The sequence below is a fragment of the Mesorhizobium kowhaii genome (genome assembly GCF_042431665.1).
In the GTDB taxonomy this organism is placed as follows: domain Bacteria; phylum Pseudomonadota; class Alphaproteobacteria; order Rhizobiales; family Rhizobiaceae; genus Mesorhizobium; species Mesorhizobium kowhaii.
In genome coordinates this window covers 1-15,195 of sequence record NZ_JBHLYT010000031.1, presented here as the reverse complement: position 1 = coordinate 15,195, position 15,195 = coordinate 1, and the positions used below count along the sequence as shown (strand labels likewise).

The 15,195-nt window shown below is 59.7% G+C and carries 11 protein-coding genes and 3 pseudogenes; 5 read left to right on the top strand and 9 right to left on the bottom strand.

The window, feature by feature from the left end; all coding sequences use genetic code 11:
• Positions 1–297: 297 nt before the first annotated feature.
• The 3 genes and pseudogenes from ACFFNA_RS18850 to ACFFNA_RS18840 form a co-directional block, all read right to left on the bottom strand.
• The gene (locus tag ACFFNA_RS18850; RefSeq protein ID WP_378920635.1) at positions 298–636 is read right to left on the bottom strand and encodes a glycine cleavage T C-terminal barrel domain-containing protein; all 339 of its coding nucleotides are present in this window, start codon (positions 634–636) and stop codon (positions 298–300) included.
• Between the two features lie 64 nt (positions 637–700).
• Positions 701–916: pseudogene (locus ACFFNA_RS18845) on the bottom strand (hypothetical protein); the annotation flags it as partial.
• Between the two features lie 46 nt (positions 917–962).
• Positions 963–1,130, bottom strand: a complete 168-nt coding sequence (locus tag ACFFNA_RS18840; RefSeq protein WP_378920664.1) for a hypothetical protein — start codon at positions 1,128–1,130, stop codon at positions 963–965.
• On the opposite strand from ACFFNA_RS18840, the pseudogene ACFFNA_RS18835 reads away from it, so the two are divergent.
• From ACFFNA_RS18835 to ACFFNA_RS18825, 3 genes and pseudogenes are all read left to right on the top strand, one after another.
• A pseudogene (locus ACFFNA_RS18835) lies at positions 1,123–1,440 on the top strand (S1 family peptidase); the annotation flags it as partial. The gene ACFFNA_RS18840 and the pseudogene ACFFNA_RS18835 overlap by 8 nt on opposite strands.
• A 143-nt stretch (positions 1,441–1,583) precedes the next feature.
• Positions 1,584–2,195 carry a PAN domain-containing protein gene (locus ACFFNA_RS18830; RefSeq protein WP_378920633.1) on the top strand — a complete coding sequence of 204 codons (612 nt, stop codon included), beginning with the start codon at positions 1,584–1,586 and terminating at the stop codon, positions 2,193–2,195.
• A 296-nt stretch (positions 2,196–2,491) separates the two neighbouring features.
• Positions 2,492–2,950 (top strand): hypothetical protein, encoded by a 459-nt coding sequence (locus ACFFNA_RS18825; RefSeq protein WP_206073790.1) that lies wholly within the window; start codon positions 2,492–2,494, stop codon positions 2,948–2,950.
• Between the two features lie 5 nt (positions 2,951–2,955).
• Here ACFFNA_RS18825 and ACFFNA_RS18820 read toward each other — a convergent pair.
• A pseudogene (locus ACFFNA_RS18820) lies at positions 2,956–3,167 on the bottom strand (SMC-Scp complex subunit ScpB); the annotation flags it as partial.
• A gap of 1,491 nt (positions 3,168–4,658) precedes the next feature.
• On the opposite strand from ACFFNA_RS18820, the gene ACFFNA_RS18815 reads away from it, so the two are divergent.
• Positions 4,659–5,639 carry a LysR family transcriptional regulator gene (locus ACFFNA_RS18815; protein ID WP_095090136.1) on the top strand — a complete coding sequence of 327 codons (981 nt, stop codon included), beginning with the start codon at positions 4,659–4,661 and terminating at the stop codon, positions 5,637–5,639.
• Positions 5,640–5,710: 71 nt separating this feature from the next.
• On the opposite strand, the gene ACFFNA_RS18810 is transcribed toward ACFFNA_RS18815, so the two are convergent.
• The 5 genes from ACFFNA_RS18810 to tssK form a co-directional block, all read right to left on the bottom strand.
• Positions 5,711–7,324, bottom strand: a complete 1,614-nt coding sequence (locus tag ACFFNA_RS18810; RefSeq protein ID WP_378920630.1) for a hypothetical protein — start codon at positions 7,322–7,324, stop codon at positions 5,711–5,713.
• Positions 7,325–7,432: 108 nt separating this feature from the next.
• The gene (tssM, locus tag ACFFNA_RS18805) at positions 7,433–10,246 is read right to left on the bottom strand and encodes a type VI secretion system membrane subunit TssM (protein WP_378920628.1); all 2,814 of its coding nucleotides are present in this window, start codon (positions 10,244–10,246) and stop codon (positions 7,433–7,435) included.
• 57 nt (positions 10,247–10,303) lie between these two features.
• Complete coding sequence (icmH, locus tag ACFFNA_RS18800; protein WP_378920626.1) at positions 10,304–11,590, bottom strand: type IVB secretion system protein IcmH/DotU; 1,287 nt, start codon at positions 11,588–11,590, stop codon at positions 10,304–10,306.
• Complete coding sequence (locus ACFFNA_RS18795) at positions 11,580–11,870, bottom strand: type VI secretion system-associated FHA domain protein (RefSeq protein WP_378920624.1); 291 nt, start codon at positions 11,868–11,870, stop codon at positions 11,580–11,582. The genes icmH and ACFFNA_RS18795 overlap by 11 nt, the downstream gene beginning before the upstream one ends.
• A 26-nt stretch (positions 11,871–11,896) precedes the next feature.
• Positions 11,897–13,234 (bottom strand): type VI secretion system baseplate subunit TssK, encoded by a 1,338-nt coding sequence (gene tssK / locus ACFFNA_RS18790; RefSeq protein WP_378920622.1) that lies wholly within the window; start codon positions 13,232–13,234, stop codon positions 11,897–11,899.
• A gap of 376 nt (positions 13,235–13,610) precedes the next feature.
• Here tssK and ACFFNA_RS18785 point away from each other — a divergent pair, with 376 nt between their 5' ends.
• A complete protein-coding gene (locus ACFFNA_RS18785; RefSeq protein ID WP_378920620.1) occupies positions 13,611–14,810 on the top strand; it encodes an IS256 family transposase in 1,200 nt (399 codons plus the stop codon).
• Positions 14,811–15,195 lie beyond the last annotated feature (385 nt).

Sequence of the window (15,195 nt, the reverse complement as noted above, 5' to 3'; positions counted from 1 at the left end):
AGTACTTTCTCATTGCGCACGCGCTGATAACCTTCTCGATCCTTCGCAAACGCGCGTACTGGCCGCGCGGTCACGCTAATATAATCTGTCGGTCGTGACAATCGCGGGCATCAAGGAGCGAGCGGTTTCGGTCGGCGTTGGGCGCAGTAATAAGCAGCCACAACATTATTTCGAAATACTTCGCCTTTGAAATCGGATTTTGTTCACCTGGCGCTTTAATCCGGGCGGAGGGCGATGAAATGCGGAGGAACGGGGCTGGACAGGGCCGAGTACGTTCGGACCTTGCAGCCTGCGGGGCTAGATCTTCGTCCTGAGGCCTTTGGGATCGAAGAAAGCCTGCAGGGATGCGTCGGCGTGGAACAGCTCGCCGTCTATTTCGATCTGCCAGCTTCCCGAGTCGATCCACCCGCGACTGACTCCACCAGCGTGGTTGACGTAGCCGAGTCCTATCGATGACCCCAGGGTAAAGTTCCGGACCCCAGAGGAGATGTAGCCGACAATGCCACCATCGTAGCGGATTAGCTCCTCGCGAAAGAGTAGGGGGCTTTGGATCCCGCAGCTTAAACGACAGAAGCGGCTTGCGCGGCGTGCCTGCCGCCTTCTGGGCCTCTGTGGCGGCCTTGCCTTGGAAACCACAGGCCTTTGACCAGTCGATCGTAAACCCAAGTCCGGCCTCGAGCAGTGTGTCGACCGGGGTTAGGTCAAGCTCGTACTCACGGTATGCTCGCTCGGAGCGGAGGTGCTCCAGGGCGTGATAGCCTGCCGGACGTAACCCGTGCTCGCCACCGGCTTCCCACAAGACATCAAAAACGTGCTGAGCCATCTCAGTGGGAATATGGAGCTCCCAGCCCAGTTCTCCGATGTACGTCAGCCGGTTGGCGATAACCCATGCTCTCCTTGTCTGCGTGCGCGCCATTAAGCAATCCACTTGTGCTCGTGCCTGACAAGATTAAAAGCTTCGACTAGGCTGTGGTCTGTTTTACTGTGTTTCGTTTCTCGAAGCGATGTATCGCCGTCAGTGCTGCAGTGATGGCGTCGATTTGCGCCATCCATCCAGCTTGGTCGCAATCATCGGATGTCTCATCATCGGGCACGGCGTTTTTCGTCAGCGCCGACGGATGGCTGGTCACTAACGCGCACGTCGTCGACGGTTGCAAGAGCGTAACGGTGGTCGGCCGAGGTGAGGTCACCGACCTTAAGGTCGACGTTCAAAGGGACTTGGCTGTTGACAAGAGTGCTGGCGCCGTACCGGCTGTCCTCAAGTTGAGGAATTCTGAGCCGCGGCTGGGAGAAGACGTCGCGGCGTTCGGCTACCCGCTAACGACCGCCCTGTCGAGTTCAGTGAAGATCACGACCGGCAACGTGAACTCGCTACTCGGAATCGGTGACGACTCCCGCTACCTGCAGATTTCTACGCCAATTCAACCAGGCAATTCCGGCGGTCCCCTCGTAGATCGAAGCGGTGCGGTCCTCGGTATCACGACGGCGGTCCTAAACGACCGCGCGACCGGCATAATGTGCCCCAGAACGTCAACTTCGCCGTCAGGGGAAGTGCGGTTCGATCGTTCCTTCAGAGCCGAGGCGTGGCATTCGATGCCGTCGATGCCATCGGGCCGCACCTGGAGACGGCGGATCTCGCAGAGAAAGTCGCACCAGCTGTGGTGCTGGTCCTCTGCCATAGTCGTGAGAGTGCTGCTGTCACCGACGCGGCGCCCGCTACGAGCAGCCCCGCCCCCGAGCCCTACGTGGCGTCGCGACCCTTCCGCAGCGTTGACGATTACGACGTGATCGGTTTTGACTACGCGACGCTGCGAAACGTTTCCGAGGCTCAATGCCACGCAGCCTGCAATGCCGATCGTTCTTGCCGAGCTTCGACCTACAACAAGCTGGCTCGATTTTGCTTTCTGAAGAGCGACGCCAAGTTGCTCGTGAAGAACCCGGATGCGTCGGCCAGCGTGGCCGAAGAACTGAGTTCTAGCGTGCTGGTGTCCACGTTCGCCGTCGCTTCTGGTCGTGACATGGTGGGCGGCGACTACGCGCGCATAAAGACAGATTTCGTGGGATGCTACATTGTGTGTGAGGCCAATCTGCAATGCCGCGCCTTTGCGTTCGTGAAGAAGAAGCCTACGTGCTGGCTGAAGGATCGGTTGGGGTCGCTTTCGGCAGAGCTGGGCGTCGATCTCGGCGTCAGGTGAACCCGCCTCGCTCGCGGCGCGCGCCTTCCGCCTCGTCAAAGACCCGGAGCTAGACGATGATTCGTGCCTTCCTTGTCGTGACGATCGCGACCCTCTTCGAAAAAGCCGCTCGCTATCGTCCTCGCAGGCCACAACGGTTCAGGAAAGTCCACGATGTGGCGGAAAGTCCTGTCGGATCGTCTGCAAATTCCACTCATCAATGCTGACCGGATGATGCTGTCGATTCTGCCTGAAACGGGCAGCGATGGGGCTCTTGTTCCCGGGCACAATCTCTCAGGGATACCGATAGAAGCTGGATGAAGGTGGCGCAGGATGGCGTTCAAGCTTTCGTCGGCCATGCGATGCAGTCCAAAGTTCCCTTCGCTATGGAGACGGTCTTTTCGTATTGGGAAGAGCTTCCGGATGGCATCGTTCATTCCAAGCTCGATCTCATCCGTGACATGCAGGCAGCAGGCTATTTTGTTCTGCTGCTATTCGTCGGCCTCGCCAATGTCGAACTTTCAATCCTGCGCGTTCAGACTCGTGTCGCGGAACATGGGCATGACGTTGAGACGGAGCGGCTGCTGCGCCGGTTCCCGAAAACCCAAAGAGCCATCGGGGCAGCGTCAATGATTGCCGATGCATCGGTGTACGTAGACAACAGTCGAGGAGGGGTTGGCCTTCACGGTCTGCCGTGTGCAAGTGGGCGAACAGTGCCTGTACGATCTGAGGCAGACGGGCCGCTCGGTACCATCGGCGATCGCACAATGGATTGATATCGTCAGCCCGCAAGCATGAAACGCAACAGCTTCTCCTTTGACAGCAGCCCGGCATCCTCGAGCGCCTCGAAATCCGGCAGTCGCGCAGCGTCTCAAGCCCGAACTCCAGCAGGAATTCTTTGGTGGTGACGTAGGTGTAGGGCGCGCCGGGTGTTGGGCTGCGCGGACCGGAGGCGATCAGACCGGCACCGCGCAGATGGCCGATCAGGTCGACCGCTATTGCGGCGACGGGTATGGAGACAGAGTGGGCCAACTCTTTGCGAGGTCGATACCAACTGTGGCAAGCTCGGACATAGATGGCTCCTCTGCTAGGGACGATAACATCCCGACTATGGCGCAATACGACGCCGGGAGAAGCTCAAGGCGCTGCTGCGCAAGAAGGCGGCCAGAACCTTCAACGCCCTCTCCGACGCTCTCGGCGAAATCTGCCACCTTTTTGACCCGACACAGTGTCGAAACTTCTTCAAGGCTGCCGGATATGAGGCCGATTAAGCGCGACACGCGCTTTAATCGGCGTCCGCTGCCAGAGGCACGCAAGCTGCGGCGATATTTGGAGAAGTTCAGCTGCCGATCTCATCCCGAACTTCGCTGAACGCCACCGTTCTCGGGAGGTCGTTCAAGCCCTTCGTTGAGTCAACCATCAATCAGGCAATCGCCAAGCGGTTTGCCCAAGAAGCAACAAATACAATGGACGCCGCGTGGCGTCCAACTGCGAACGCGCATCCTCGACGGCACGCTCGACAGCGACTTCAAGCGCTGGCGAGAAACGGCTGAGACCAGAAAATGCACCCAAGCTGGCCGCCTGACGACCCCCAGCTTTTTCATGCTCCCCTTCCTGATCAGCACTCGCCAATACGCGTCAGTCGCAACATCTCCTTCAAAAAAATTCATAGACTCTTAGCAATTCCAAACGGCTGGGCAGGGTAGACCTATCGCAACATCTTAGGTCAGCGGGTCAACGCCATTGTGCCATGTAGTCTCCGGCCGCCGAACGCGGCAAGTCACTTTAAACAGGACGTCAAGAAGGATGCTCACCTCTGTAAAGGAGCGTATATATCATACTTAATATAATGATACGTCTATCAAATAATTGTCAAATGTAAAAGCCGTGAAGCCAAATAGAAAAGGTGTCTAACCAAGTTGCCTTTCTTTTTATCATTCATGATTATTACCAATGATGACACTGTCAATCGCCTAAGGACGGCGGCATTTATTATGCGACGCGCAAGCAGAGACGATAGATCCACTCACTCATCCAGGCACTCAGACGAGACCGCTCTATTCGGAACTAAGTCTGTGACTTTCGCTGAGATTTCAGATGAGGACCACTGCCTCGTCAAGCGGAGGCGAATTGGCTGCTGCAATCGTTACTTGCGGCCGCGAGCGAGAATTGTCGGAACAAGGCCAAGCTCATGAATTGCCGTCTCGCCGTCCCGGTGACCACGCACGGCCCGGTTGATCGGAGGGGTGAGGATTCGACCAAAGGCAACTGCGGCCAAACGAATCGGTTTGCAATTCCGGCTTCGCCGAAACGCGGATTGTGCTGTGTTGACCCCGGTTTCTCCCAAGAGCCTCAGTGGCACCGACATGCAGAGCCGATGCCCGCGAGGAAGCTCGCAGAACACTACCCTCCCAAGAGGAGAGACAAACGGCTGAGCCTGCTTGCGGCTGGAAGAAGGCAAAAGAGTACGTGGGATCGCAGCTAATGAAACGTCGTAACGCCGCGCGGCAACGGCAGATGCCGAACCTTGCATCGATCGACCTGAACCTGCTGATCGTGCTTGAGGCGCTGCTGGAGTACCGTAACGTAACTCGTGCGGCCCACCACGTTGGCCGAAGCCAACCGGCAACCAGCCGGGCGTTGGCAAGGCTGCGCGGCCTGTTCGATGACGATCTCCTGGTTCGCGCCTCAACCGGATTGACTCCGACGCCGCTCGGCGATCGCCTCGCCGAAATGCTGCCGGCAGCGTTAGATTCGATCAGTGAGATCGTAACGAGCCGCTCCGCCTCCCCGGAAAGGCGGTGGAAGGCAACGATCATGTTACCCGACCATCAAGCGCTGCTCTTGCTGCCGCGGCTGTACGAGCGCGGCATTCATCTCGACATTGCCACCGATCGGCTCCTCAGCGATGCCGCGAGCCGGCTTGAGCAGGGTGAGATCGACCTGGCGATCGGGCAGATTGACGCCGCTCCCCCTGGCTACATGCGGCGCAGCCTGTACACCGACCGCTTTGCTTGCCTGGTACGCCACGAACACCCAGCCGTGACACGGGGATGGACCAGGGAGAATCTTGCGTCGCTCCGCCACGCGGCCATCTCCTCGAACTTCAACGGCGGTTTCGGCCTGATCTATGATAGCCTGGCTAGGTTAAGCTTGCCGGACCAAGACCCAATGCTGGTTTCCGACGTGCTGACGGCTGCCCTAGTGATCTCGACAACCGACATGGTGCTAATCGTACCGCAGCTCGTTGCTGCGCGACTCGCCGCCATGCTGCCGCTGACGGTCGTCGACCCGCCTGTGCAACTGCCGACCTATGAGATTGGGTTGATTTGGCACGAGCGTTGCCATCACGACCCGGGCAATAGTTGGCTGCGCCGCGAGATCGCCGCCGCGCTGAGCCCCCACAACAAAACCGTCGAAACAAACCGAGGCCCGACGGCCGAATGTTTCGTCACATCGCAATAGCGTTGAAGTCGGGCATGCCAGTCAGGGCCAGGATGGCGCGTTCGGTTGCAGATTGATAAAGCCGTCGTTCTCTAGGGCGCGGATGTTGCGTGCGAGGATTTGATGCGCTTTAGGCCGTTGATGATGTCGGCGAGCCCCGCCCGCAGCGTCTGCCCGATGGTGCCCGGGCCGAGGTCCATTGGAGGATTATCGAGCAATGCAACAGTCGCGTTGCTGTCGAGATAGCTGAGCTTGCTATGGACTGTGGCTTCGAGGCGCTCAATCGCGCCTGGCATTGCCTCGCCTTCTTCCTCGATGAGGGCGGTGAGTTGATCCGAGAGCTCATCATTGAACTGCAGGAAGATGTCGTCGACACGCCTCCAGCTTCCGCCACGGGTTTCCACATCGATCAGCCGGTTGATCCTGCTCTTTACGTCGTCCCTCAGTGTCAACGCAGTGCCGAGACACGCCTCCCATGTGTCCTTGATGTTTTCGACCAAATTCACGATGACCTTCTTGCCTTTCTGATGGTCGGTCACTTTGACGCCAAGCAGATCAACGAGGTGATCATCGTTGCCAAGCCGCTGCTCCACCACGGCGATCAGACGCTCGACAATCTCGCGCCTGCGGGCTGCATCGCCTTCTTCCTTGGGCCATTGCGACGACACTATCATCGCGATTTTTTCAGAATTCGCCTCCGCCAGGGCAAAGGAAAGCTGTCGCTCTTGAGCCTTGGCCTTGGCCAGGCGAAACAAGGTCTCTATCACCTCGTCCTGTTTGAGGGAGTTGGTCGGGACTCTGTTAAGATCTATGCCGTTTACCGCGATCTCTTCCGGGCCGGAGCCGTGTGTCTCGTCCTGGACCACGCCGTCGGCCGTCTCGTCCACGTATTGGAGATTTCGCAGATTCTCAGGACATGCCAACATCAGCATTAACCGGCTGGTGGAGTTGTGCAGCTTTGCCTCCTGCTCGTCCGGGGGCGTCGCAGCCAGCATCGGCCCAAGCCAATCGGTAACTTTCTTAGTCAATCGGGCCAACTCGGCGGTCTGGCCCGCGCCGATTTGCTCGCTCAGACTTAGAACGTGATTGGAAATTGTTGCCGCCGCGCTGGCAACGCCCTGCTTCAGCACGTCCGAAAGAGGCCGCTGCGAATGCCCTTCCGCTTCGCTCCGGTCTATCCCCTCCCCGTTTTCGACACGTTCCGAAAGGGTATCCTCGGCGTTCTTGACGGTGTTCGTCGGTTGTTCATCGTCGTCTGCCGGGAGATATTGAGAGTTCGTCATGACAGTGCCTTCAAATAACCGAACGTCTTGTTCCGTTAACACTCCAGCTTCTTCCATGTCGGGTAGCCTCAGGCCGAAGCCCCTGAAATACTCTTTCATCCTCCTTTTCACCTGCTGGAATCCGGCTTTGCCTCCGCGGGCAAGTCGCAGAAGGATAACGCCGTCTTCGTTCATCTTGCCTGTGCCGCGCTGCAGAAGCGCAAAGCCGTCTGCTTTACCATCCTCACCGGTTTCATAAGGCATTTTTTTCAGGATTCCGACCAGACTATTGAGCCCGCTCTTCTTCACCAGCACGACAGCTTTCTCCTCCGGATCCCCGATTGTGCCAACGGCAAAACAGAACTCCACATCGGCTTTGCCTTTGGTCTGTTCGATCAGGTTCAGGAACGTCAGTGCTCTTTGCCTGTTATGGGCCTTAGCCATTGTTTGTCTCCAGTTCATCCTGTCCTTGATTATGGTGTGTCGGGTGAAGGGTGGGACAGGATCCGCTCACCCATCAAAGTAACTGGCGTCTTCAGCTCGCCTCTGAGTTCATTGTTTGATAGGCTCGGGCAGATTGGTGGCTCCCGACTCAATTTGGCGGATCGCAACGCCCGCCTGATCGTCTTTTTCCAAGCAGTCCGAACCCGTCAGCCCTTGGGTCTGGCTGAGCGAACGATACAGTTCGCCGAGATTCTGGAGCGCACTGTCGATCGGCGCCTGCGCGCTCACCTGACTATTCGGCAGTATGTCGACGCGTTGGTGCAGCCACCTAAGATGATCGTCCATATAGAGCCGGACGTAAGCTTCAGGCTTGTCCGCGACCGCTCGCGAGCGGATCAGTTCCGCAACGTAAGTTGGTGGTGCCTCGCTCTTTGCGACGCCGTTACCTTTCGTCATTCCGTCCTCGGGGGCCGGTCGCTGCTCGAGCCTTAACTTTTGCGCCGTCGCGACAAGGAACCGCAGCATCGGCGACGTCGGCGCGGACGGCGTATCCAAGGTTCGCAGCGCGTCATCCATGGTGCCAATTGGGCGCAGAGACACATCGCCAATGAGCTGGTCCCGGCGGAACGCGAACTCCCGGGGGTGGAGGTCTGCCGCCGGGCGCCGCAGCTGCTGGCTCACGTCACCGGCCGCGGCCGGCGCGACTGCCTGTGCATCGAGCACCCAGCTTTCTGCAGCGACAGCGTCAGCCACCTGCGGCAGCAAGTGCAGGAAAGTCCCGTAGAAACCCATTCGTGTATAAAGGCCAGGAATTTTAGCACTGAGCGGCTGTCCCGATTTACGGACCAGGACGGTTTCCGCTAACGGCGCGGCATGGTCGTCCAGACTCGAAGTGGGCGGCTGCGAGGCCGCGGGACTGGTCGCGATGATGTCGAACACGCCGCGGGGCATCGAGACGGCCTGCAGTTTCGCGCGGCTCTTCTCGATCAGTTCACTATTAAGCGCTACATGAGGTAGTGGCGGGTCCAGGAGGGCGTCGAGGTGATCAGCGAGCGCGTGCCGAAGATCGGCGTCCGCTTCGGCCGGAAACATCACGCGCCAGTCAACAGCCATCCAGTTCTTGACGACCTCGCGCTGGAGCGGAGCCTGCTTACCCAGCATCAGGTAGACATTCAGTACCTCGTAGAGAAACAAAGGATCGTGTGTTTCCGCAAGTAATGTTTCCAAGCGGGAGATCAGCCGTGGCAGCAGGACAGTATTGAGAGCGCGGTGGTACGCCGCGCGCGCTTGAAGCGAGATTTTCTTGCTTTGGTCGAGACCCAATCCCGCGAGGCGATCGCCCGCCGTGTCGCCGTCGGCATTGCCGCCCCTGATATTGCGTAGCCGCTGGAGCAATGGCAGGATGGGTCGAAGCTCGCTGTTATCAACCCGGTCGAGGTTCAGCTTCTTGGCCTCTGCGGCATAGCTGTCAGCTGTTAGACGAACGCTCTCGATCAGCGTGACGTTTCGAACATAGGTGACCGTCCAGAAGACGCCAGCGGCGATCATGGCCGCCGCACCGATCGCATAGACGCCATATCGGACCCGCCGCTGACGCCGGAGGAAGCGGGGATCGGCATCGACGAGCTCAGCTTCGGCGAAAACGACATCGCGGAGCAGCCGGCCGATGAAATAACTGCGCCGCGGGCCAGGGAGCCCAGGACAAGGCGGCCTAGCGACCTCGAATATCTGAGATCTGGCCTCCGCAACACGATCAAACCGCGTGCCGACTTGCGTCCCGCTTACGAAGTAGACGCCGCGGAGCATAATCGGCTCCTGAAACGGATTCCGGGCGAATGCCTCCTGCAAGAACTGCTCGGTCACATACTTCAGGCTAGCAACCTGCTGTGGAAAGTCGAATATGAGTGCGCGACCTTGGGGGTTACTTTCTTGCTGCATTCGTTCAAGCAGCCTTTCGTTCAGGCGGCCAACCAGCGCATCGTATGCTGGTATGTAAGACTCCATCGGATCGCCGTCGCCCTCCGAAGGCTCTCTCGCGAATGTGAATCCGCACACGGCCTCCGTCCCCTCGCCACCAAGTTCACCGAAGAACTCGACAAATCCCGCCGCCAGATCACTCTTGGTGAATAGAACATAGACCGGCAGCTGCAGGCGGAGCTCCCTGTTTAGTTCAAGGAGCCGCTGACGGATGCAACTGGCTTGGTCGACGCTCACGTCGTCGGATGTCGAGTTCAGGTCGCTGATTGCGATGGTTACCAAGACCCCGTTCAGCGGCTGGCGCGGCCGATAGCGACGGAGCAGCCGAAGCAAGCCGCGCCAAGCCGCTTTGTCCCGCTCTGAATCGCTTTCATGAATCGTGTAGCGGCCGGCGGCGTCGATCAGCACCGCTTCGTCGGCAATCCACCATTCGCAGCTGCGCGTTCGCCCGAGGGCTCTCCGGCTGGACCTGTCCGCCAGCGGAAAGCTGAGCCCGCAATTGACGATTGCGGTGGTCTTGCCCGATCCGGGGGGGCCGATGACCAGATACCATGGCCGCTGATAGAGCCAGCTCTTGCCGACGATTCCGGCCAAGCGGCGCCCCTTGAGGATAGTAAGGGTCTCGCGGAGACGAAGGAGTGTCGTCTGCAGCTCCTTTTCAGCAGCCGTGCCAGCTCGGACCACGTCGGGGTCGGAACTCGCGGGATTCGCCTTCTTTCGCTCTGCCCCAGTCCCGTCCAGCGCGTCGGACACTTGTGATTGGACGAGGTCTTCGAAATAAGCCCGAACCCCGTCGAGTTTAGACTGAAGCGCGACGCCCACGGCATATCCGAGAATCACCATCGACGCCGCAATTTGACTGCCGAGGTCGTCGAGTGGCGTAGATTCACCGACCGAGATGTGCGGTCCGAGGATGAAGATTAAAGCACAGGCGATGCCCGCCAAGCTGACACGCACCCATAGCGACCGAAGCGTCTTTCGGATTGACTTCATGGCTGCCTCTCAGCGTGTCTTCCTGATGATGATTTCGATGCGACGGTTCTGCGCGCGGCCTTCGGGCGTATTGTTCGGCGCGATCGGCTCCGCGCGGCCTTTGCCTTCCTCTCGCACTCGCCCTGCGTCGCTCATCATGGATTTGATAATCTCGCCAGCCGCCTTGGCACGGGCAAGCGAGAGGTAGTGGTTTGAAGGAAAGACGAGCGATTGGATGGGCATGGCATCGGTGTGCCCGATCAGGACGACCGTTCCTGCCTCATCATTAAGAGATTGGCCGATCCGCAGAAGAAGCGGCACGAATGTTTTTTTCACCTTCGGACTCGCAGAATCGAACATCCCTGCGGCGTGGATGGTGACGACGACCTGCTGCGCGTCCTCGCTCACAGTGACGAGTCGATCACGGATTTCGGGCTCGAGAAAGTGACGCAGTCGATCGCCGCGCAATGCAACGGCTGGTTGCGGTACGATCCTCACCACGCTCCCTGTGCCGTTCGGCGGCAATTTCGCGAGATCGTTGAGGACTGTGTCAGCGCGGGCATTTAGTGCAAACAGGAGCCCGGTATAGATCGACAGGAGGACACCTGCCAAGAGCGCTACGACGACCCAGATCGGAACGAATTTGCGGCGCAGTTTCCGATCTTCACAGTCCCCGCGCCAGTGCAGGGACAGGTCGCGCTCCAAATCACCGCGGCCTCGGCGGATCAGACGGTAAACGTCTTCGCAAAGTACGCTGAGCTCGGCGGCTCCGCGCATAGTGACCCGGTGTCGGCCCTTAAAGCCCAACCTTATGCAGTAGTAGAGCAGTTCTAGGAGTTCGAGATTGGCGCGCGGTTTTTTTCTCAGGTGCGCCATCACGTCGAAAAAACGGTCGCCACCGAAGGTATCGCCAAACAGTGATCCGACCATGCTCCGTGTCATCCAGACGCTGTGGCTGCCCCAGCGTGTGTTGAGAACAACGTCATCGATTGTCGCGCAAAGGGCGTATTTGCAGATCTTGATCGCTGGGGAGGACAGTCCAAGCGGCATGATACGACGCTCAAAGGCACCAATCTCTTGCAACACTTTCAGGCGCAATCCCTCAACGTCGGAATGGCTGCCACCGCGCTTGAGTTGAGCGCAAAGGCCCAGCAGCGCCGCCGCGGCCGCGATCAGCGGATTAGGTTGATGGAGCGCAAGCGTCTCCCAGAAAGACTCGTTTGGTGCCGCCGCCGGCGGCGGAGGGATTTCCAGCGGCTTCTCGGCTGGCAAACGGGCCGGTGGCTGGTAAATTGGGATCGTTTTTTCAATCAACATCACCCCCCAGCTCATGCCTCTCGGAACGGGCGCTCTCGTCACGGCCCTGTGCCGGGTGCAGGTCGCCGACGCCCTCGCGATACGCGGATTCGAAGTGGGCGTCGAAGCTTCGGAGCTTATCAGTTTCGATGCTTGAGACGACTTCATCCAGGACACGGCCGAACGCATCCCAGCTTGCCGCCTTATGTTTGCTGGGCCAGATTGAACGGGTCCGCCCCAGCGCCCTTTCGATCGCTGATGGGGAGAGACGTTCACGGACACAGAACAGAGCCTTCTGCATAGTGGGCGCCCCAGGAAACTGTTTTGCTAACAGGCCCGAATGGCCCACAGTGCCATTTCGAGCTTGGGGAAGTCGCCGGCGACGTGCAGGGTCAACGCGGCGGAGCGAGGCAAGTCCATCCAGCAGCGGCTGTGCGGATCGACCTCGAAGTAGGTGAATCCAGCATGGAACGGAATCTGACGCGGCGCGACCGATATGGGATTGATGGTGATGCCCGGCAATGCGACTTTGACGAGTTCTTCGATCTTCTCGGCCGGCCCGATCTTGACATAGCGCGGGAACTCGCGTCGGAGTCGCTCGATCTCGACATCGGCCCGAGCGGCCAGCACGAAGCTTGCGGTCGTAAACAGCGACCGATCGGTCACCTCGGCGATATGGAACCCATATTTGTGCGGCCGTAGCGGCACCGGCTCCGCCGTCTGTTCGGGTATGGCGTTTAGTGACGACCGGATAGACTGGATCACAGGCAAAAAAGTATGCGCGAGAGCGTGGTGCTTGTAGTCACCGAAGCTCTGAGTACGTTTCTCAACCAGGGCAAAGGTGGCTAGTTCGCCCGCCAGTTGGAGCATGACGCCATACAGTGATTCCGGGTTTACGACCGCTGCCTTGGAAAGGTGGGAGAAGTAGGGCTCGTAACGATTGATCGCCTGTAGCAGAAGGAAATCGGCGATTTCCGCGATCCCATGCGTCCCCGAGTGCGAAACTCGCGCGGCCAAAGCCTCACCACGATGGTGAAGCAGGCCAGTGATCTCGGTGATGTAGTTCGAGAGGACGTGGGAGCTGGCACAGTCGGGAGTTGGCGCGACGTGCGCCTCATCGAGAATGACTTGCCGGTCGGCCCGGACTTGCATGATACGGGCGATCGGGAGGCAAGTGAAGGCTGACCGATCCGCCGCGTCCGGCAAGAGCTGAAACCGCAGCTGCGCCACCTCAATGGAGGCGCTGCCCCTTTCGCCGGCATTTGTGTCGATGATATCCTGACTTACGCCCGCGAAGCGGATCGGCACGTCAGCTTCCGCTCGCACGTCGGTTTCAACGGCCCCGCTTCGATGAAGCGGTACCGCCAAATGGATGAGCGAATCCCGAAGGTACTCCGGAACATCGTATGGAGTTGGCTGGTCGGCGTCATCGGGGATGCTGAACGGCGTGCCATCCTCCAAGACGCCACATGCCGTTTCGACAGCGATCTTGCCGAGAGCGAGTAGTTCGCGATTGATGCGGAGCTCAGTGATGCCCCAGCCATAGCCATGTAGAGCGGCAGTCCTGCCGCGCAGCAACTTTTCCACGTAACGGTCGTTCTGCTGAAAGTGCTGCGGTCGAAGAAACAGGCCTTCCGACCACACCACCCTGTTTTCTAAAGACACCTTAACTGCCCCGCGTCTGACGCACCGATGATTCAACCGCAGCGGCAATTTAGCAGGCTTCTACTGCTCCCTAACATGCGTAGCCGATATGCAACCATTCGCGGCCCGAATGCAGTGTCTGGGGTCGCCAAAAGAGGCTGCTGGCTGCCGCGATTTGCCATACAGGGCTCTCGGATTGAGATAACGGATGCCGTTTCTAATGCGACATCGCCAATTCCGGTCGTGCCCCGCTGAGTGGTGTAGCTCGGCGGTGACGAAGCCGCTCGCGAGCGCGCCCTCAACAGCGCCGTAGCGAGCGAGCGGCTTTGCGGCGGTCATCGATGTTCCCCGGTAAAGGTCGGGTTGCTGACACCAACCTGATTCGAAGGAACCACCGATGACCGATGACATGATGAACCTGCGCGCGCTCGTGGAGAAGAGCCCTGATTGCGATCTCCTGCGCGAGATGATCGGCTTTGCCGCCGAGCGTCTGATGGAGCTGGAGGTGGGAACCGCCACCGGCGCCGCCTATGGCGAGAAGGATCCGCTGCGGCTCGCGCAGCGCAATGGCTACCGCGAGCGCGACTCGGAGACGCGGGCCGGCACCGTCGAGCTGCGCATCCCGAAGCTGCGCAAGGGGAGCTACTTCCCGGGCTTCCTGGAGCCGCGGCGTATGGCGGAGAAGGCTCTCACCGCCGTCATCCAGGAGGCCTACATCCAGGGCATCTCAACACGCTCCGTCGACGACCTGGTCAAGGCCATGGGCATGAGTGGCATATCCAAGAGCCAGGTCTCGTGGCTGTGCGAAGAGATCGACGGCAAGGTGAAGGCCTTCCTCGACCGGCCGATCGAGGGCGACTGGCCCTATCTGTGGATCGATGCCACCTACCTGAAGGTGCGCCGCGGCGGGCGCATCGTCTCGGTCGCCGTCATCATCGCCGTCGGCGTCAACAGCGACGGCCGGCGCGAGGTGCTGGGCATGGAGATCGGCACCTCGGAGGCCGAGCCGATCTGGACCGAGTTCCTGCGCAAGCTGACCCGGCGCGGCCTGCGCGGCGTCAAGCTTGTCGTCTCCGACGCCCATGAGGGCATCAAGGCGGCGGTCTCGAAGGTGCTGTGCGCCACCTGGCAACGCTGTCGGGTTCATTTCATGCGCAATGTGCTGGCGCATGCCGGCAAGAGCGGTCGCCGCGTCGTCTCGGCCTTCATCGCCACCGCCTTCGCCCAGGAGACGCCGGAAGCCGCCAGCACCCAATGGCGCGCCGTTGCCGACCAGATCCGGCCGAAGGTGCCCAAGCTCGCCACCATCATGGACGACGCCGAGCCCGACGTGCTCGCCTACATGACCTTCCCGAAGGAACATCGTGCCAAGCTCCACTCGACCAATCCCATCGAGCGCCTCAACGGCGAGATCAAGCGCAGGACCGAGGTCGTCGGCATCTTCCCCAATGACGACGCCATCGTCCGCCTCGTCGGCGCCTTGCTGCTCGAACAGAACGATGAATGGGCCGTGCAGCGGGCCCGCTACATGACGCTTGAGACCATCAGCCAGATGAGCGATGATCCGCTCATCAGCCTGCCGGCAGTGGCGCGCTGATCATTCCGGCCCATGCCGGAGAGCACGGCGACCAATGCCGTCAGCTACACCACTCCAGTGGGCACGATCCCAATTCCAATCTGATGCCGCGTGCGGATTGCTGAATTCGGGGGCGGGCAAGCGTCGATCTAGCCCTTCTGGCGTGCCGCGAGTGGTGGGCCGGAGCGGCAACCGAAACCGCCCAACTGCGTGTTGGTGCTTACGCGTCCACGTGACGGCCAGCGAGCTGATCTTCAGTGTATTAGCGCCGGCGGACGCTGACGGGTGCGAACAAGATCACGGTAACCGGGGCAGATTTCCGGGCGGAGGTGGGGTTTGCAGGGGGGCGGGTTTGTGATTCACCCTTTGCGTGACTCTGCCGCCGAATGATTCGCTTGAAGGCCTG

Coding starts and splice junctions, on each gene's coding strand:
- ACFFNA_RS18825 (WP_206073790.1), top strand. CDS start 2,492: ATGAAGGTGGCGCAGGATGGCGTTCAAGCTTTCGTCGGCCATGCGATG.
- ACFFNA_RS18815 (WP_095090136.1), top strand. CDS start 4,659: ATGAAACGTCGTAACGCCGCGCGGCAACGGCAGATGCCGAACCTTGCA.
- ACFFNA_RS18810 (WP_378920630.1), bottom strand. CDS start 7,324: ATGGCTAAGGCCCATAACAGGCAAAGAGCACTGACGTTCCTGAACCTG.
- icmH (WP_378920626.1), bottom strand. CDS start 11,590: ATGTTGATTGAAAAAACGATCCCAATTTACCAGCCACCGGCCCGTTTG.
- ACFFNA_RS18795 (WP_378920624.1), bottom strand. CDS start 11,870: ATGCAGAAGGCTCTGTTCTGTGTCCGTGAACGTCTCTCCCCATCAGCG.
- ACFFNA_RS18785 (WP_378920620.1), top strand. CDS start 13,611: ATGACCGATGACATGATGAACCTGCGCGCGCTCGTGGAGAAGAGCCCT.